The following is an 18,300-nucleotide window of genomic DNA, read 5'->3' as shown; positions in this document are numbered from 1 at the left end:
ATAAAACCTCAATAGCTTGCCACCCGTTTTTTCAGTACTTCCCTTGATTACTATTTAATTTTGTTATAGATTTAATGAAACTCATAGTACATTTAAATAAACAATCCGGAATGCTGCCTTACAAATCATTAATACAACTGAAGAGAGATTCAAGTGTTGCGCTGTATATTCAGCTGTGTAACAGTTTTATCCATCTGATCACGAATGGAACGCTTCAGCCGTCAGATGTTTTGCCCAGCACCCGTTTGCTGTCAGAATTGACAGGTCTTAACCGGAATACCATAAAATTGGCCTATGAAGAACTGGTCAGCCAAGGCTGGGCAGAGTCTGTGGAAAGAAAAGGAATTTTTGTTTTATCTAAACTTCCGGCACTTCCTGAAAAGAAAAAAGCAGATTTTGAACAAACAATAAACATTAATGAAGAAGCATTTTCATGGACGAATCCTTTTAAGGAAATACAGATCAGTGAAAATTACCAGCAGTCTATGCTTACTATTGATGATGGTTTTCCTGATGTCCGTTTAACTCCGGTTGATCTTTTGATGAGAGAATACCGCAGCATTTCAAGAAAATTCTATGGAAAAAACTTTCTTAAATATGGATTCCCGAAAGGTTCGGAAAACCTGCGTTCAGCGCTATCCCGGTATTTATCTGATACCCGTGGATTAGTTGTACATCCGGACAACCTGCTTATTACCAAAGGAAGTCAGATGGGAATTTATCTGGCTTCACAGCTTTTACTCACCCAATCTGACAGTATTGCGGTAGGCGTATCCAATTACCGTTCTGCCGATGAGATATTCAGATATGTGGGAGCCCATCTTCTGCGTATTCCCGTGGATGAACATGGTATGGATATAGATTTTCTGGAAGACATTTTAAAGAAACAGGTCATCAAAGCAGTATACATCATCCCTCACCATCATTTTCCGACTACGGTAACCATGAGCATTGAGCGCAGATTAAAGCTTTTAAATTTGGCTAAGGAATATCGTTTCGCCATCATTGAAGACGATTACGACTTTGATTTTCATTATGATGCCAAACCCTATATTCCGCTTGCGAGCATTGATCATAACCGGAATGTCATTTATATAGGATCTGTTACCAAAACCTTTGCTCCCGCATTACGCATAGGATTTATGATTGCCCAGCCTGAATTTGTTCAGGCAGCAGCTTCGTTGCGTCAACTGATAGATAAACAGGGAGATTCACTTCTGGAGGAGGCTTTTTCTTCTCTGTTTGATAATGGAGAAATGGAAAGGCATTTTAGAAAATCCCTGAAAATATATAAAAAACGCAGAGACCTGTTTTGTGAGATTCTGCAAAGCAATTTCAGCGGTGTGATTGATTTTAAAATTCCCGAAGGCGGAATGGCCGTCTGGTCAGTTTTTGACCAGTCGGTAAGTCTCCCAAAACTGTCTTTAGATGCCGAAAAAAAGGGACTTAAGATTGCTGACGGATCTTTTTACAATAACGAAGTTTTTGTCCCGAATGGCCTCAGATTAGGTTTTGCATCACTCAATGAAACAGAGATTGTGAAATCACTTGAGCTATTAAGATCGGTCATTTAAAAGCTCCTTTTTTCGTATTAAAATAAAAATAATTATTTCCTAACTTTGTAGTTCCTAAATAATTATTGAACCGTAAATAAAAGACTATGTCTATAACCAATGAACAGGAATTGGCAGGAATGCAGAAAGCAAGTGAAGCTGTTGCCTACACTTTAAAAGAAATGATTCAGTACGCTCAACCCGGCATGACTACGAAAGATCTGGATGAATATGGCGCAAAGATTCTCTCCGGATTTGGAGCGAAATCGGCACCGCATCTCACCTACGGATTTCCCTGCTGGACCTGCATCAGTGTAGACAATGAATTTTGTCACGGAATTCCTACCGACAAAAGAGTTTTGAAAGAAGGAGATCTGATTAATATAGATGTTTCCGCAGAACTTGATGGATACTGGTCGGACAACGGCGGTTCTTTTGTGATCGGAAAAGATATTCATCAGCACCAAAAGCTGGTCAATGCTTCCAAAGAAATTTTACAGAAAGCAATCAACAATATTAAAGGCGGTGTAAAAATAGCAGACATCGGATTTCTAATGGAAACCGAAGCTAAAAAAAGAGGTTTTAAAGTCATCAGAAACCTTGCCGGACATGGCATCGGAAGAAGCCTGCATGAACAACCGGACGAACTGATGAATTACAGAAACCGTTATGATTCCAGAAGATTTAAAAAGAATTCCGTGGTGGCTATTGAAACCTTTATCTCTACAGATTCCAATATTGCAGTAGAACTGAATGACGGCTGGACGATGGTTGGCAACAAAGGCGGCTATATGGCGCAGCACGAACACACCATTGTGGTAACGGATGGAAAACCTATCATTTTAACTGAAATGAATGAGATCTTGAACTAGAGACTGGAAGATGGAAGAAGGATGAGGGAAGTTCTCAAGACATTCATATACTGACACATATTCCTGGAAGGCATCCTGTGTATTCAATAGCAGCGGGCTTCAGCCCGCTTACAGAATATGCGCATGGCAAAAGGCTTTAGCCAAAACTTAGAACTCAGGTTTACATAATAAAAAAGCATCTGTAAAATATACAGATGCTTTTTTATGTTTGTATAATCCGGTGTTATTTGCTTTCCAATTCTACGGTGTATGCTTTTGGAGAATATTTAGTCAGAGAACCTGTTGCAGCATCAATTCCAACGCCAATGGCTCCTCCAAGAAGGATATTAAGCAGGGTTACCGCATTAAAGTTTTTCACAAGCTTCACTTCTTTGGTAGTATAACCTTCTTTTTCGAAGGTAACCGTCTGCTTGCTTAATGACCTTGAAATATCAGCAGTACAAGGCGTAGTACATTTCTCTACACCCTTATGGAATACTTTAGCCCCTTCTGGCGATGATGTAAATGATATTGAATCTTTTGTTCCTGTAAAAATACTTGCACATGAAGTTGTGGAAAGGATAACACCAAAAGACAATACAGTCAATAATTTTTTTCTCATAAATTTTAACGTTAAATAGCGATGAACAGGCACTCTTATTTATTTTCCGTAGCCTATTTCACCGCGGCGCGAACTTACAAAAAAATAATATTAAAGAAAAGTAGGATTGGCAAATGGCTTGATTTTAGATTACAAATAACTAATTATCATTATCAATATTCATCAAAATTATGGATTTATGGAAAAGTTTAAAAAAATAATTTTGAAAATTCTAAAATGGACCGGAATTTCAATAGCAGCCATCTTATTTTTAATGTTTATCATTCCCATCCTTTTTCCGGGAACGATTTCTCAGCAGGTAAAAATATTTGCCAATCGGCATCTTGCGGGTAAACTCGATTATAAAAAGACGCATCTTACCTTCTTCCGCCACTTCCCTTCTCTTACGGTTTCTGTAGATGATCTCGTTTTACAGGGCTCAAAACCTTTTCAGAATGACACGTTACTGACGGCAAAAGAATTAGCAGTGGGAATCAATCTTAAAAATCTGATTTTCAATCGTGAAGTGAAGATTGATGAAATTTATGTTACCGATGCCAATGCCAATGTTTTTGTCAACAGTAAAGGAGAAGCGAATTATAATGTCTACGTCTCCAAACCTTCCGGAAAGCCTAAAGATACTACAGAAACAGGTGCTTCTATCAAACTGGACCTGATCAGACTTAAAAACTGGAATATCAGATACAACGATCATTCTGCAAGAGTTTTAGTAGATGCCAAAGGGCTGAATTATACAGGAAAAGGCGGATTGAGTGAGGATATTTTTGACCTTCAGACGAATCTTGATATTGATAAAGTGGATTTCAGCCTGAACAGAATTTATTACGCCAAACAAAAAACTTTACACGCAGACCTGATCACCAGAATTAATACCAATGCCTTAACTTTTGTCTTAAAAAAGAATGAGTTAAGAATTAATGATTTACCTCTAAGATTTATTGGATTTATGAGTATTCTAAAAGACGGGTACAATATGGACATCAAAGCAGCTTCGGAAAAAACTACAATCCGTGAGATGATTTCCGTGCTTCCTCCGCAATATCTCGACTGGGCAAAAAACACCAAAATAGAAGGTAACAGTGATCTGTATTTTCATATCAAAGGCAGGTTCAGTGATCCTAAAAATGTGAAACCGAGAGTCAAAGTACGTCTTTTGGTTAAAAACGGTTTTGTGTCTAATGGAAAAGCGCCCGTTCCGATGAACCATCTGAATATGGATCTGAATGTGGATTTACCGTCATTAGACACCAATCAGCTTGCCGTAGATTTGAAAAAGCTGAGTTTTGATCTGGGTCCGAATAATAATTTCCGGGCTTATGTGAAAACGAAAGGTTTGAACGAAATGCAGGTGGATGCCAATATAAAAGGCGCTGTAGACCTGAAGACGTTGAGCCAGGCTTTAGGGCTGAAAGATATTGATGTCCGGGGATTGATGGATACCAATATTAAAGCCAATGGAATTTTCAGTCTGGATAAAAAGCTGTTTCCAAAAACCAATGGCTATCTGAACCTTAAAAACGGTTTGGTCAAAACAAAATATTACCCCAACCCTATCCAAAATATCAATTTGGTAGCGAATATTATCAATACGGACGGGACTTTCAAAAGCCTTGGTGTAAAACTGGATCCCTTCAGCTTTGATTTTGAAGGAAATCCTGTTTTTGTGAATGCCGATTTAAAGAATTTCGAAGATCTGCTGTATAAAGTCCGCGCAAAAGGCGTATTGAATGTCGGAAGAATCTATAAAGTTTTTGCGAAAAAAGGATTCGATATCAGCGGATTAATCATGGCGGATCTATCGCTAAATGGCCGGCAGAGTTATGCTACAACCGGGCAGTACAGCAAGTTGGATAACAAAGGAACTTTAATTTTAAAAAACATTAAAGCCACCACAGAATACCTTCCTCAGTCATTTTTTATCAAAGAGGGAAATTTTCAGTTTGAAAATGAAAAAATGTGGTTCAGAAAATTCCTGGCTACCTACGGAAAATCTGATTTTGCACTGAACGGTTATCTCCTCAATACCATCAATTATTTTATTGAAAGAAAAGGAACGCTTCATGGGAAATTCACTTTAAATTCCAATTACATCCTGATCGATGAGTTTATGGCCCTTAAAAGTGGAGACAATACCGATAAATCCATTGAAGTGGAATATGCAAAAGTAGAAAACCCGAAAAGCAGCGGTGTGGTCATCATCCCGAAAAACCTGGATGTTTCCCTGGAAGCTAATGCCAAAAAGGTTGAATTTAAAGGATTGGCGCTTAATCACCTGAAAGGAAATGCTTCGGTGAATAAAGGAGAAGTGTATCTTAAAAACACCTCGTTTGACATTATCGGAAGCCGCATGAATATTGATGCGCGTTATCAGGATGAATCTCCGCTCACGGCTAATTATGATGTAGCCCTTAAAGTTCAGGATTTTGATGTTCAGAGAGCTTATAAAGAGATTGATATGGTTCGTGAAATGGCCACTGCAGCCAAAGATGTCAAAGGAATTGTATCTCTGGATTATAAACTGAAAGGGGATTTTGATAAAAACATGAGCCCGATTTATCCTTCACTGGAAGGCGGTGGAACAGTCAATCTCCGGGATGTTGAAGTGAAAAACCTGAAAATGCTTTCTGCTGTCGGAGATAATATTGGTGCAAAGGCTTTTGATAATCCTGATATGAAGGGCGTAACGATTGAAACCAATATCAAAAACAATTTGATCCACGTAGATAAATTCACCTTTAAAGTTTCCGTTCTGAGACCTTCTATCAGCGGAACAACGAGTTTCAACGGACTGCTGGATTTAAGAGTGAGAGTCGGTCTTCCTCCGGCTGGCTGGATTGGTTTTCCAATTGTAGTCACGGGAACTCACAGCAAACCGAAAATCAAAATTTTCAGTAAAACCGGACAAGGAATTGTAGATGCGCTGTACAATAAAAAGTCGAACAAAGTGATCCGTGAAGAAAAACGGGCTGAGAAAAAATCAAGAAGGCAGCAACGGAAGGAAAAAGAAGCTCAGGAAGAGAAAGCTAAAAATGCGGAAAAGCAGATCAATAAAGATCTTAAGGAGAAATAAAAAAATAAAGACTGCACATTCGGGCAGTCTTTATTTTTATAGTTTAAAACGATATATGATCTACTCCGCTTTATTCTTAAGCATCATCAGAAGGCCGTACGCTCCTTTTTGCACTATTTTTTTATCCTTTAAGAAATCTGCTTTCAGGATTTCCGTAAACTGGTCATCGGAGATTCCTGCTGTAACCGGAATCATCTTATAATTGCCTCTTCCATGGTCTTCAAAAACATAACTTCTGTTTTCAAAAGAAACGACGGACTCATTGGGAAGTCCCGGCGTATTTCTACCACTAATGCTTACTTCTGCATTAATATACATTCCTTTCACAAAATCTGAATTAGGAGAGGAAAGTTTAGCAACCGCCATCGCAGCGCCTCCGTTTTCAATGCTGGGAACTACGCTGACGATTTTCGCGTTCAGTTTAAGATCAGGATTTTCATTGCTGTAGACCAGAATGTCCTGTCCGGTTTTAATATCATTCACATCATTTTCAAAAACTTTAAGTTCGAGCAATAATCCGGCAGGATCAATCAGTTCAAATAAAGTATCAGCCGGATTGATATATTGTCCGTTATTGACCAGAATCTTGCTCACAAATCCATTGAAAGGCGCATAAATACTGATTCTGCTTCTGATATTTCCTGAGCTCAGTCCTTTTGCATTGATGCCTATGATTCTCAGTTTTTCTTCCAGTCCTTTTAAAGTGGCATTCAAAGTGGAATAATCAGCCTGTGCGGTCTGCAGGGTTTTATCGCTGCTGGCTTTGCTGATATTAAGATCTTTCTGACGGCTAAGATTCAGTCTTGCAGATTCCAGCTGAGCTCGGGTCACCAAATAATCCTGTTGTAGCTGTATAAACTGAGGATCTTCCACCACAGCCAGCACCTGACCTTTCTTAAAATGACTTCCACTGATGACATGAATCGACTTGATGTGTCCGCCCATAATGCTGGAAACCGAACTCATATGCGACGGCGCAATCTCTGCTTTTCCGTTTAGTCTGACCAGTTTGTCCATATTCCTGCTTTGAATAATGGTCGTGGTCACACCTACTGTCTGAAGCTGCTTTTCTGAAAGCTTTACCGTATTTTCTTTATTCTTCGCAAATTTTTTATTCTCGTAAATGGTTTTCTCCTCTTCTTTTTTTCCTGAACATGAAGATAAAACAAGAGCTAAACCAAGGCTGTATATAGATATTTTTTTGAATGACATTCCGCTATTATTTTGAAATTAAATAATTGAATTCTGCTGCAATCTGGTTAAGTTTTTCCAGATGATCGATGTAGTCTGCTTTCGTTTTCACAGCCTGATTGACCAATAAAACCCAGGTCATATAATCGATTTCTCCGGCATCCATCTGCTTCTGGGCAGCAGTTAGAATCGTTTCAGATTTCGGAAGCTGTTTCTTTTCATAATTGTCAATAATCTTCTTTTGATTCATGTAATTGCTGATCTGCTGTCCGATTCTGTTTTTAAGCTCAATCTCTTTACGCTGGTATTCATTTTCGGAAACAGCAATTTTAGCCTGAGCAGCTTTGGCCAATGCCCTCTGCCCTTTCGTGAACAACGGAATTCCCACACCGACCTGAACGGAATTAAAACGGTTATTATTGATGTTCTTCATGCTTTGATTCGTGTATCCCACAAGAAGTTCAGGAAGAAGTTTACTTTTTTCAAGCTGTACTTCAGCTTCATTGATTTTAATCTGCTGTTGTAAATACTGGAGTTCAGGATGCTGGCTGATGGTTTCCTCAAAGCGTTGCAGACTGATGTCCATGACAGACTGATCAGCTACAGGTTGATACGGCTTTTCAGACTGAAGCAGTAACTGGAATTGCAGTTTCGCGATATTCAGGTCATTTTCAAGCGTATTCAACTGGATGTCTGCCTGCTCTTTCTGGATGGAACCGGTAGATTCCTCCAGAATATTAGCCTCTCCTTTTTTCAGTCTTAAGCTTGCTTTATCGGCAAAATTCTGATACAGACGGCTGATGTATTCCAGTACTTTTTTCTTTTCCTGAAGAATTAAGATCCTGTAAAAAACATCTGAAACTTCCTTTCTGAGCTGTGCTTTGGTCAGGTTTTGATTCATCACACTAGCCGTCCATGAAGCGTCCAGCATTTGTTTTCTTTTCGAATATACTGTCGGAAAACTGAATCTTTGCGATACCGAGAATGAATTGTCGGTTTCCTGTCCCTGGATCTGTCCGATAGCGCCAGCCACTTCCAGTTGCGGAATATCAAGATAAGTTCCTTTCAGTTTTTCCTGATAATCAGAGATCAGTTTTGAATTTTTAAGCGTCCCGTTTTGTTGATAAGCCTTTTCCAAAGCCTGTTCATAAGTAATATTTTCCTGTGCACTGATTCCACTTACGGAAAGTAATAACAGAATCACCGACAGTTTTTTATAATTAAGTTTTTTAGAGAATTTCATTTTCTTTTTATTAATTCGTTCAAATAAGACATAGAGAATAGGAAGCACAAATAGGGTAAGTAAGGTGGCCAACATCAGTCCGCCAATAACTACCGTTGCCAAAGGCCTTTGTACTTCTGCCCCTGCACCACTGCTGAGTGCCATCGGAAGGAAACCTAATGAAGCAACAAAAGCGGTCATTAAAACCGGACGAAGCCTGATTCTTGTTCCCATCAGGACAATTCTGCTGGTGTTGGTTATCCCGTTCTTTTTTAACCGGTTAAACTCTGATATCAAAACAATTCCGTTAAGTACGGCAACTCCGAAAAGGGCAATAAATCCAACTCCTGCACTGATGCTGAAAGGCATGCCTCTCAACGCCATAAAATATACCCCGCCAATGGCTGATAAAGGAATCGCGGTGTAAATAATCAGACTGTGTTTTACAGAACCGAAAGCAAAGAATAGTAGTAAGAAAATCATCACCAGTGAAATTGGAACGGCAATTCCCAGTCTGGCTTTGGCTTCATTTAAATTCTCAAAGGCACCGCCATAGGAAATCGTATACCCGGAAGACAATTTTAAATCTTTATCCGTCTTCTTCTGAAGCTCTTCCACGATGCTCTGAACATCTCTCCCACGCACGTTAAATCCTACCACAATCCTTCTTTTAGTATCTTCCCTCTGAATCTGATTCGGACTGTTTTTTAATTCCACTTTAGCCAATTGAGATAACGGAATCTGTTCACCTGAAGCGGTAGGAACCAAAAGATTCCGGATGCTGGTGATATCTTTTTTATGTTCGTTATCCATACGGACCACAATATCAAATTTCCTTTCCCCTTCGTATAAAGCTCCTGCGGTTTGTCCTGCAAAAGCCATATTGATCACTCTGTTGATTTCTGCTACGGAAATACGGTGACGTGAAAGTTCTGCCCGGTTGTAATCAATCACCACCTGAGGCGCTCCCACAACAGGTTCCAGATAGAGATCCTGCGCACCTTTCACGGTATTAATGATACTGCCTAGCTTTTTTGCATACAGCGCAAGACTGTCCAGATCTTCACCATAAATTTTACAGACCACATCCTGTCTGGCTCCTGTCATCAGCTCATTGAAACGCATCTGCACAGGAAATTGGAAGCCTGTCGTCAATCCCGGAATGACTTTGAGGGATTCGCTCATCTTAGCTGAAAGTTCAGGAAATGATGTGGCGGATGTCCATTCTTTTTTAGGTTTTAAAACAATAATCATGTCTCCCGCATCCATCGGCATGGGTTCTGTAGGAATTTCCGCACTTCCGATCTTGGTAACTACTTTTTCTACTTCAGGAAACTGTTTCAGAAGAATTCCGGCAGCCTGACTGGTTACCTTTTTTGTTTCATTAATGTTACTTCCCTGCAGAATACGCATTTCAACAGCAAAATCGCCTTCTTCTAATGATGGAATGAATTCACCACCCATTCTGGAAAGAATCACCACAGCGCCTGCAAAAAGGACCAAAACAGTCAGAAGAATTGTTTTTCTGAATTTAAGAGCTTTCATCAGGAATTTCTGATGACCTGCTTCTACTTTGGCCATGACCCTGTCTGAAATATTGTCCTTCTCCTTTTTCTTTTTACTCAAAACAAGCGAGCTCATCATCGGAATATAAGTTAAGGAAAGCAGGAATGCTCCGACCAAAGCAAAAGCAACCGTTTGAGCCATAGGTTTGAACATTTTTCCTTCAATTCCCTGAAGCGTAAAAATCGGAAGGTACACGATCAGGATAATGATTTGCCCGAATACGGCACTGTTCACCATTTTTGAAGCAGAACCGGAAACCTGTTCATCCATTTCCTTCTTGCTGAGCATATTGTCTTTACCAAAATGCTTTTTATGAGCCAGCTGATGGAGAACAGCTTCCACGATAATAACGGCTCCGTCTACAATCAATCCGAAATCAAGGGCTCCGAGACTCATTAGGTTTCCTCCGACCCCAAAAATATTCATCATGATAATGGCAAACAGCATGGCTAAAGGAATCACCGATGCCACCAATAATCCTGCTCTGAAATTCCCAAGGAACAGAACAAGGATAAAAACGACGATCAAAGCTCCTTCCATCAGGTTGGTTTTTACGGTACTGATCGTATTATTCACCATTTTAGCACGGTCAAGGAACGGCTCTACGACAACCCCTTCAGGTAAAGACTCCTGGATTTTTTCAAGTCTCTGCTTTATATTTCCGATGACTTCATTGGCATTTTCACCTTTTAACATTAAAACAATGGCTCCTGATACTTCTCCGGTATCATTGTAAGTCATGGCTCCGTATCTTGTGGCAAAGCCGATCTTAACTGATGCGACATCCTTGATATGAACCGGAATTCCGTCTTTGGTATCGGCAACCTGGATATTTCCGATGTCTTCCACGCTACCTAAAAGGCCTTCACTTCGGATAAAAAGAACGGTTTCTTTCTTCTCGATATAGGCACCTCCGGTATTCTGGTTGTTCTTTTCCAGGGCAGCAAAAACATCATTAATATTAATGTTAAATGCTTGTAATTTATTAGGATTAATCGCTATTTCGTACTGTTTCAACTTCCCCCCGAAACTGCTGACATCTGCTACTCCTTTTGTTCCTAAAAGCTGGCGTCTGATTACCCAATCCTGAATGGTTCTGAGCTCAGTTTCATCATACACATTTTCGTAGCCTTTTTTAGCTCTTACCACATATTGAAAAATCTCTCCCAGTCCGGAAGAAATAGGTCCCAGCTCTGGTTTCCCGATGCCTTCAGGAATATTTTCCTGAACAAGCTGAAGGCGTTCCTGAACCTGTTGACGGGCCCAGTAGACATCCGTTTGATCATCAAAAACGACGGTCACAAGAGAAAGCCCGAAACGTGAAAAACTGCGGAGTTCAGTGATTCCGCTGATGTTGCTGGTAGCCTGTTCTATCGGAAAAGTAACAAGACGTTCGATGTCTGCTGCTCCATAAGAAGGCGCTGTGGTAATGATCTGAACCTGATTATTGGTAATATCCGGCTGGGCATCAATAGGAAGTTTGGTGGTTTCATAGATCCCAAGAAGGATCAGCCCTATGGTAAAAAGAGCGATGATGAGTTTATTCTTTACAGAAAACTCAATAATTTTATTTAACATGGAAAAATTATTAATTGATAAACAAGAAATTGACTGCTTCAGGGCAAAATCCTAAAGCATTAATCTTCAATTCAAAATCAATTAAGAGAGCCGCGGAGGCTGGAAAATACGGGAAAGATAAAGACTTGGAAAGTTTTTCTCCTGATAAGTGCTGTTTTTCTGCGGCACACTGATTTCTTTAGGTTTTTCTATCCGAAAACTGATATCAGGAAGCTGGGCATTCACCATCAGCACAATGGGTGGATTGATAAAAGGAAGTTTCTGGTCTGTAGCCCAATCTGAATCTTCTTTGTGGTTGTCATAGTGCTCCATGACAAACTCTGCGAAGTTTCCTTCATATTCCATAAGATGCTCCACAAACAACGGCACTTTAAGCACTTCCGCCGTATTGGTGGTAGCAAGCACATACATCATTGAACATATTATGGAAAGCCATTTTAACATTGCGGTGCAAATATAGGGCTTAAATTTTTTCTAAAACGGTTCTCTATATTAATTTTATGAGAATAATCCCTGTGTCAGAAGTCTTTCCCGTACATATGTGATATTTCAAAAGATGAATTGTTTTGTAAATAAGTAGAGATCAGCGAACTGATTTCCTCACTTCCGAAAATGTAGACTATCGTATTTTTACTGTTTTCAGGGAATTTTTTCTTTATAATTTCCACAATTTCCTCCGGTGTTAAGGGGTTAATGACATGCGATGTTAACGGAAAACTGTGATCAAGATCGGAAAATACTTCTTCTTTTCGTTCAGTATAAATAAAGCTATCGACTTTCTTACTTATGGCTAATGCCCTGTTGATCTCATACAGATAAGCCAGTGCTTTAACATCTCCGATCAGGAAATAATGACTCCCGGATTCATCTAAAATCAATTCATTAGAAAATTTCCTAAAAAAAATACTGTCGCCTTCCTGAACGGTTTCTATCCATTTTGAAGTCTGATTCATCACATCTGTATGGATGGCAAAATCTGCGGTATGAAAAACCGGTTCGTAATTCCAGAACGCGTACTCCCGGACTTCAGTCTCCGGATTGTAGTAAGGATCAGAAAGGAAAATTTCCGCCGTGTATCCCGCAGCATAGTGAAGCTGCGAAAAATCCCTGCTTTGAATTCTGATGTGAAAAGTGTTTTCTGCAATTTTATTTTTTGAAAGAATATTGCCTGAAAAAAAATCAGAAGGTTTAGGCTTGCTGTTCATAAGAAGCTAAAAATTAAAGATTAGACGGAGAAATTCAGAGAATGACAGAATCAGAGTTTTGATTTTAATCTGCTTAAGGTCTCCTGAGAAATATTGAGGTAGGAAGCTACCATTTTGTTGGAAAGCCTTCGCACAATAATCGGGTTTTCATCCAGTAACTGGCGGTATTTTTCTAGGGCATCCTGTACCAGAAAAGACATTAATCGTCGTGTATTGTTTACATAAGCGCCTTCAAGGTAAATTCTGTAAAATTTTTCCCACTGCGGAATCTGATCCAGTAAATGATAAAAGCTTCCGTGCGTGATGTAATAGATTTCTGAATCTTCCACAGCCTGAATAAATTCATCCGACGGCTCTGAAGTAATAAAACTGACCAAAGCGGTTGCAAACTGATTTTCAAAAGCAAAATACCGGGTAGAGTCCTGCCCTTCTTCATTGATAAAGAAGATGCGGAGACAGCCTTTTACGACAAAGAATGTTCTCTGGCTGGATTGTCCGTTAGCAAGAAGCAGTTCATTCTTTTTCAGTTTCATTGGTTTGAAATGGGAAAGAATGATACTAAGTTCTTCATCGGTTACCGATATTCTGCTTTTGATATATGAAGCTAATAGTTCTTCCATTGATTTAAAATCAGTCGTCAGCAAATGTAGCAATAAATGCTTAATCTCTCTGGTTCTGCCGCTCTTTGGATGTTTCGTCCTCCGACTGACCAGCCTTCCAGTAAGAAACTACATGCATGCCGTGTGCATCCCAGTTTAATTCAGTTTTGAAATAAGTGCGGATTTCTTTTGCCGTAGTATATTCGGTAGCGGCATAGACATATTCTTTCAGGATTCCTTTTGGAAATACAAAGCTTTTGACGATATCTGCCAATTGGCTTCCCTCTTCAGGATGAGAGTTATAAAGCCATTCTACAGATATATCGGCGGCAGAGCACAATATCATTTCATCTTCTTTTCCATGTACCTCCAAAAATATTTTTGCGGTTACAAAAGAAGGCAGCTGTTCTGCGATCGCACTGATAACAGGTAATGCCGTGGCATCTCCAACGAGTAAATAGAAATCTGCATCAGGAATCAATGGCCGTGTGCTTTCTTTCATGCCTATTTCAAGTGAATCACCTAGTTTTGCATTCAATGCCCATGCTGATGCCGGACTGTTTTCCCCATGAGCAATAAAATCAATGGTAAGTTCACGGTTTTCCAGATCAATCTTACGGCTGGTGTAGGTTCTGGTGATGAATACCGGGTCTGACTTTTGGTCTTCTCTGTGAACAGGAATAAATATTTTGTTATTGGATCCGGATCGAACATGGGTTAATAATTCCAGCTGGTTTTCGTCTATTTTAAATCCCACCCGGATAAGATGTGGGGTAAGGTATTTTTTATCTTTAACGGTAAATAAAGAACGTATTTTTCGTGTTGTTATTGAACTTGTTATCATTGTTTTTAAAGAATTATTTTTTGTTAAATAATAGAATAATCATAGAAAGAATGCAGCTGATGGCTCCGAAAAGATAGACAGCCTGATAATTAAACCATCCGGCAGCAAGACCCGCAGCCGGCCCGGCCAATCCCAGCGAAAGATCTACGAAAGCTACATAAGCTCCCAAAGCAGTTCCCCGCATCTGTGGTTTTACTTTCTGAATAGCCAGTACTCCAAGGGCAGGAAAAATAAGGGAAAAACCTATTCCGGTCAGTCCACACCCGATAATCGCTACAGCTTTTGAGGCTGAAGTCCAGATCATGATCTGTCCGGCTGCTTCAATAATCAGCGAAATAAAAGCGACCTTGAAACCTCCAAATTTGTCCGGAAAAGAAGCAAAGAAAATCCGGGTTAATACATAGCATGCCCCGAAAGTCATGAAAGCCAGTGATGCATCACCCCAGTTTTTCTCCATAAAGAAAAGCCCTACAAATGAGGCAATGCAGCCGAAAGCCATAGAGGAAAATGCAAGGCTTAATCCTTGTCCGGCCACTGTTTTGATCACCTTATAAAAAGGAGTTCTGATATGGTCTTTATCCACAGGGATAGCAGGAAGTTTCGCTGTAGAAATCCAGCTGACAAGTGGCAGCAGCATGATCAGAATAAATGCGGGAAGGTCTCCAAAGCCTTTACTCAAACAGATGCTTAACGGAGCTCCGATCGCAATCCCCGCATACATGGCGATACCATTCCAGGTCATTACTTTTCCCGACTTTTCGTGGCCTGCAAGCCCGATTCCCCAGGTTAAAGCTCCTGTAACGAGAAAACTTTCACCTACCCCATGAATGATCCTTGCCAGCAGAAGAAATCCAAGAGCCAACATAGGAGAAGTTTGAAAAAATGCGGCAAGAATATAGGCTGATCCGGCAATGACAGATAATATGATTCCTGACATTTTGCTTTTTTTAGCGCCTTTCGTATCTGTTATTTTTCCGGAATAAGCCCGGGTTAAAAGGGTGGCCAGCGACTGAAGCCCGATCACCAGTCCGATGATAAGGCTGTTGAAACCTAATTTATTCTGAACAAATTGAGGAAGCACGCCTAAGGCAATTCCTATCGTCAGGTATATGGCAAAAACAGACAGGATAATGGGCATAGTTGCCTGATAGAAATTAATGGTCTGTCCCTTTGCTAATGTTGCACTCATAATTTTTGTTTAAATATTTCGGTGCAAATGTCCTGGTACGACAGAAGAAAAACTTTGACTTAGGTCAAAAAAGGAAAAAACGGAATTTCTTTTTATTCAAAATCCAGAAAACCGTCCGAAAGTTTTTTCCATTGGATCTTGGAAACACCTATCATTCCTCCGGCAGCGACCATCAGATTTCTAACAACATCAATCAATCCTGCATCGAAATTCGGTGTTTCATTCCGTCCGTAGACTGCTGCTTTTAAGTGAGTGGCTGTTCTGGAAATCATAAAGGTAGATGTAGCTTTAGCACTGTAAAAATGGGCAATATGTTTACTGTGTTTATCTTCAGGATCCTTTGATGGATTACAGGTGATCATAATACTTTCAGAGATATTGTCTTCCTGGAAGCAGATGTCAGTGATTTCTACCCAGTCATAACCCTTCGCTGCTTTTTCTCCCGGACCGGGAATATCTATTCTTATGAAATCTCCTATCTGAGGAATTCTCACGACTTCATTTCCTTCAGCATCGTACAGCTTAAAATCAGCAAACCCTTCTCCACAATAGCTTTTCCATTGGTTCACCGCGAAAAACCTTTCTTTGAGCAGTTTAAATTTTACAGGAAAAAGTATTGGCTCAAACTGTTTTTGGCTTTCTGTATCGTGAAATCCACCGGATATTTGCTGGGGAACTCTTGGAATCTGCTTTGGTTTCATGGTGTTGAATTTTAGACTAAGTTATAAAAACCGGAAGAATTCCTTTATGAGTGCAATCACAACACTGATTTTTAAACACAAATGACGCAAATACTTTCACAAATAACACTAATGTGACAAAGAGATTCGTATTCCCCGTGAAAAATATTTGTGATATTTTTTAACCACAAATAACACTATGCAACAAATATTATTCGTATCATTTGTGCAAAACATTTGTGCTATTCGTGTTTTAATCATAGAATATAAAAAACCTCTCAATTGAGAGGCTAATGTTAAAACGTAATGTATTAAAATATATGGAGTTTTATAATGCATGCCAAAAGTAAAAAGAATGGATGATGTATTTTATGACTGGAGTCATGTTGTCGTGATTTCATTGTCAATTTGTTAAAGTTTGCTCATTTTACCTTGTTTTTATAAACTAATATTTATTTTTGGATAAAAATTTAAAAGCAACAGCTGTGAAATTGATCTGAACAATTCAGTCTCATGGTCTGTGTGTACGATATGCCTATGATAATCGATGAAGAACTTTTATTGTCCTCGGGAGCCGAACCTGTACGTTATAAGGTCAACGATATTATTTTTAAAGAAGGTGATGTTCCGAAATACTATTTTCAGATCAAAACCGGAACGGTAAAGATCAATAATTACCATGAAGACGGACGTGAAATCATTCACAGCATCCCGTTTGACGGGCATTGTCTGGTAGAGAGCTCCCTGTTCATTGATAAAGATTATCCTGTTAATGCTGTCGCGATGACGGCTTGTGAAATCATAAAGCTGGATAAGGTCAAATTTCTGGCGCTTATCGGAAGCTCGCCCGATCTTCTCTCCAAACTCTATACTTACACAGCAGAAAGGATGTATTACAGGCATGTAATGCTGAATAATATCTCTGCACCCGATCCGGGAACCAAAGTAAAACGCGTGATGGAGTGCCTGAAATCTTACAATCAGTACACCAGCAAATATTCCTATCAGTTTCCGTTTACAAGGCAGCAACTGGCTTCTCTTACGGGCCTATGCGTAGAAACAGTGATCCGGGTTGTGAAAAAAATGGAGAAAGAAGAAATGGTGCGAATAGAGAACGGTAAAATATTCTACTGATCAGAATTTTTTCAGCTGGCTCGGAATTATTCCGAATTTCTTTTTAAAAGCCGTCGAAAAATGACGAGGATTTTTGTAGCCTACCGCATCTGAAACTTCGCTGATGGTCATTTCTTTTTCAAGGATCATTTTTCTGGCTTCATCCATTTTTAGGCCGTTCCAGAATCCGAAAACGGTGGTTCCGAAAAGTTCTTTGAATCCTTTTTTAAGGGTAAATTCATTCGTACCGGCATAATGGGCAAGCTCAATCAGTGAATAATCCGAATGATGGTTTTTCATGATAAAATCCCTCACCGCATGAATCTTGTCGATTTCCGTCCTTTTTAAAGAAGTTTTTATCAGGGACTGATCGGATATCTGTTCAAACTGAAGCAACAGGAGTTCAATGGTTTTGGCTTCAATAAACATCCTTTTGAACATTCCTTTACGTTCACAGTTGATGATTTCATTAATCAATCCATACATCCGGGCATTGATTCTGTTATGTTCAGGGTTCAGCTGGCAACCATTCCCTTTTTCCATCCGGTTTCTGAAAGTTTCAAATAACGGAGATTCATCAGGCAGGAATTTTTTAAAAAAACTGGGTGAAATATTGATCTCAAAAAGTTCAAAATTCCGGCTCTCCCATTCCATCGTTCCTTCCATTCCGGATGCGTAGATAATATTGTTCTGACAATCAGAAAAATCTATATTTTCAGCGAAATTTCCGGAAATGGCACTGCTTTTTCCTTTCAGGGCAAAATGCATTTCCACGGTTTCGTGATCGGTCTCAAAATTCAGAAGAACCTTATCCGCAAGGTTGGCCAGTCCGTATCCGATGTGGATGTCTCCAATGTAAATCTCGTTATAGCTTCCTGTTCCGTAAGGCAGATCCAGCTGAGTTTCACATTCCAGAATGTCCTGATATGGTAATGAGCTGGTGAGCGGATGGTCTCTTTCCATCAGCGGATTTTCAATATCGTCTCCATACAGTTTAAGCGCCATTTGTATTGTTGT

General features: G+C 39.6%; 14 protein-coding genes. 4 read left to right on the top strand and 10 right to left on the bottom strand.

What is annotated here, in order from left to right; all coding sequences use genetic code 11:
- Positions 1 to 74: 74 nt before the first annotated feature.
- Both BUA72_RS15545 and map read left to right on the top strand, forming a co-directional pair.
- Entirely contained in the window at positions 75 to 1,574 is a 1,500-nt protein-coding gene (locus tag BUA72_RS15545) for a MocR-like pyridoxine biosynthesis transcription factor PdxR (RefSeq protein ID WP_083544228.1), read from the top strand.
- Positions 1,575 to 1,660: 86 nt separating this feature from the next.
- Positions 1,661 to 2,425 carry a type I methionyl aminopeptidase gene (gene map, locus BUA72_RS15540; protein WP_072923768.1) on the top strand — a complete coding sequence of 255 codons (765 nt, stop codon included), beginning with the start codon at positions 1,661 to 1,663 and terminating at the stop codon, positions 2,423 to 2,425.
- A gap of 223 nt (positions 2,426 to 2,648) precedes the next feature.
- Here the strand turns inward: map and BUA72_RS15535 are convergent, their stop codons facing one another.
- Complete coding sequence (locus BUA72_RS15535; RefSeq protein ID WP_052202571.1) at positions 2,649 to 3,026, bottom strand: PEGA domain-containing protein; 378 nt, start codon at positions 3,024 to 3,026, stop codon at positions 2,649 to 2,651.
- A gap of 178 nt (positions 3,027 to 3,204) precedes the next feature.
- Between BUA72_RS15535 and BUA72_RS15530 the strand changes: the two genes are divergently transcribed.
- Positions 3,205 to 6,096: an AsmA-like C-terminal region-containing protein gene (locus tag BUA72_RS15530; protein ID WP_072923767.1), complete on the top strand. Its 2,892-nt coding sequence runs from the start codon at positions 3,205 to 3,207 to the stop codon at positions 6,094 to 6,096.
- A gap of 60 nt (positions 6,097 to 6,156) precedes the next feature.
- Here the strand turns inward: BUA72_RS15530 and BUA72_RS15525 are convergent, their stop codons facing one another.
- The 8 genes from BUA72_RS15525 to BUA72_RS15490 form a co-directional block, all read right to left on the bottom strand.
- Positions 6,157 to 7,308: an efflux RND transporter periplasmic adaptor subunit gene (locus tag BUA72_RS15525; RefSeq protein ID WP_072923765.1), complete on the bottom strand. Its 1,152-nt coding sequence runs from the start codon at positions 7,306 to 7,308 to the stop codon at positions 6,157 to 6,159.
- A 7-nt stretch (positions 7,309 to 7,315) separates the two neighbouring features.
- Entirely contained in the window at positions 7,316 to 11,653 is a 4,338-nt protein-coding gene (locus BUA72_RS15520; protein ID WP_072923764.1) for a CusA/CzcA family heavy metal efflux RND transporter, read from the bottom strand.
- Between the two features lie 81 nt (positions 11,654 to 11,734).
- Complete coding sequence (locus tag BUA72_RS15515) at positions 11,735 to 12,067, bottom strand: hypothetical protein (RefSeq protein WP_139259624.1); 333 nt, start codon at positions 12,065 to 12,067, stop codon at positions 11,735 to 11,737.
- Between the two features lie 104 nt (positions 12,068 to 12,171).
- Complete coding sequence (locus tag BUA72_RS15510) at positions 12,172 to 12,858, bottom strand: hypothetical protein (RefSeq protein WP_072923760.1); 687 nt, start codon at positions 12,856 to 12,858, stop codon at positions 12,172 to 12,174.
- 50 nt (positions 12,859 to 12,908) lie between these two features.
- Positions 12,909 to 13,478, bottom strand: coding sequence for a Crp/Fnr family transcriptional regulator (locus BUA72_RS15505; protein ID WP_072923759.1), 570 nt, complete (start codon positions 13,476 to 13,478; stop codon positions 12,909 to 12,911).
- A gap of 40 nt (positions 13,479 to 13,518) precedes the next feature.
- A complete protein-coding gene (locus tag BUA72_RS15500; protein ID WP_072923757.1) occupies positions 13,519 to 14,301 on the bottom strand; it encodes a siderophore-interacting protein in 783 nt (260 codons plus the stop codon).
- A 13-nt stretch (positions 14,302 to 14,314) separates the two neighbouring features.
- Positions 14,315 to 15,490, bottom strand: coding sequence for an MFS transporter (locus BUA72_RS15495; protein WP_072923755.1), 1,176 nt, complete (start codon positions 15,488 to 15,490; stop codon positions 14,315 to 14,317).
- 92 nt (positions 15,491 to 15,582) lie between these two features.
- The gene (locus BUA72_RS15490) at positions 15,583 to 16,191 is read right to left on the bottom strand and encodes a hypothetical protein (RefSeq protein ID WP_072923753.1); all 609 of its coding nucleotides are present in this window, start codon (positions 16,189 to 16,191) and stop codon (positions 15,583 to 15,585) included.
- A gap of 492 nt (positions 16,192 to 16,683) precedes the next feature.
- Between BUA72_RS15490 and BUA72_RS15485 the strand changes: the two genes are divergently transcribed.
- Positions 16,684 to 17,304: a Crp/Fnr family transcriptional regulator gene (locus BUA72_RS15485; RefSeq protein WP_228407894.1), complete on the top strand. Its 621-nt coding sequence runs from the start codon at positions 16,684 to 16,686 to the stop codon at positions 17,302 to 17,304.
- Here BUA72_RS15485 and BUA72_RS15480 read toward each other — a convergent pair whose 3' ends face one another.
- The gene (locus BUA72_RS15480; protein ID WP_072923752.1) at positions 17,305 to 18,288 is read right to left on the bottom strand and encodes a helix-turn-helix domain-containing protein; all 984 of its coding nucleotides are present in this window, start codon (positions 18,286 to 18,288) and stop codon (positions 17,305 to 17,307) included. It abuts the gene before it with no gap.
- Between the last annotated feature and the right edge of the window lie 12 nt (positions 18,289 to 18,300).

This window comes from Chryseobacterium sp. OV279, from assembly GCF_900128945.1.
Taxonomy (GTDB): Bacteria; Bacteroidota; Bacteroidia; order Flavobacteriales; family Weeksellaceae; genus Chryseobacterium.
Note: the sequence above shows the minus strand (reverse complement) of the source record. Positions and strands in the feature narration are given on the sequence as shown.

Excerpts from the sequence above, each read along its gene's own strand:
- BUA72_RS15545 (WP_083544228.1), top strand. The coding sequence starts at position 75 with ATGAAACTCATAGTACATTTAAATAAACAATCCGGAATGCTGCCTTAC.
- map (WP_072923768.1), top strand. The coding sequence starts at position 1,661 with ATGTCTATAACCAATGAACAGGAATTGGCAGGAATGCAGAAAGCAAGT.
- BUA72_RS15535 (WP_052202571.1), bottom strand. The coding sequence starts at position 3,026 with ATGAGAAAAAAATTATTGACTGTATTGTCTTTTGGTGTTATCCTTTCC.
- BUA72_RS15530 (WP_072923767.1), top strand. The coding sequence starts at position 3,205 with ATGGAAAAGTTTAAAAAAATAATTTTGAAAATTCTAAAATGGACCGGA.
- BUA72_RS15525 (WP_072923765.1), bottom strand. The coding sequence starts at position 7,308 with ATGTCATTCAAAAAAATATCTATATACAGCCTTGGTTTAGCTCTTGTT.
- BUA72_RS15520 (WP_072923764.1), bottom strand. The coding sequence starts at position 11,653 with ATGTTAAATAAAATTATTGAGTTTTCTGTAAAGAATAAACTCATCATC.
- BUA72_RS15515 (WP_139259624.1), bottom strand. The coding sequence starts at position 12,067 with ATGATGTATGTGCTTGCTACCACCAATACGGCGGAAGTGCTTAAAGTG.
- BUA72_RS15510 (WP_072923760.1), bottom strand. The coding sequence starts at position 12,858 with ATGAACAGCAAGCCTAAACCTTCTGATTTTTTTTCAGGCAATATTCTT.
- BUA72_RS15505 (WP_072923759.1), bottom strand. The coding sequence starts at position 13,478 with ATGGAAGAACTATTAGCTTCATATATCAAAAGCAGAATATCGGTAACC.
- BUA72_RS15500 (WP_072923757.1), bottom strand. The coding sequence starts at position 14,301 with ATGATAACAAGTTCAATAACAACACGAAAAATACGTTCTTTATTTACC.
- BUA72_RS15495 (WP_072923755.1), bottom strand. The coding sequence starts at position 15,490 with ATGAGTGCAACATTAGCAAAGGGACAGACCATTAATTTCTATCAGGCA.
- BUA72_RS15490 (WP_072923753.1), bottom strand. The coding sequence starts at position 16,191 with ATGAAACCAAAGCAGATTCCAAGAGTTCCCCAGCAAATATCCGGTGGA.
- BUA72_RS15485 (WP_228407894.1), top strand. The coding sequence starts at position 16,684 with ATGGTCTGTGTGTACGATATGCCTATGATAATCGATGAAGAACTTTTA.
- BUA72_RS15480 (WP_072923752.1), bottom strand. The coding sequence starts at position 18,288 with ATGGCGCTTAAACTGTATGGAGACGATATTGAAAATCCGCTGATGGAA.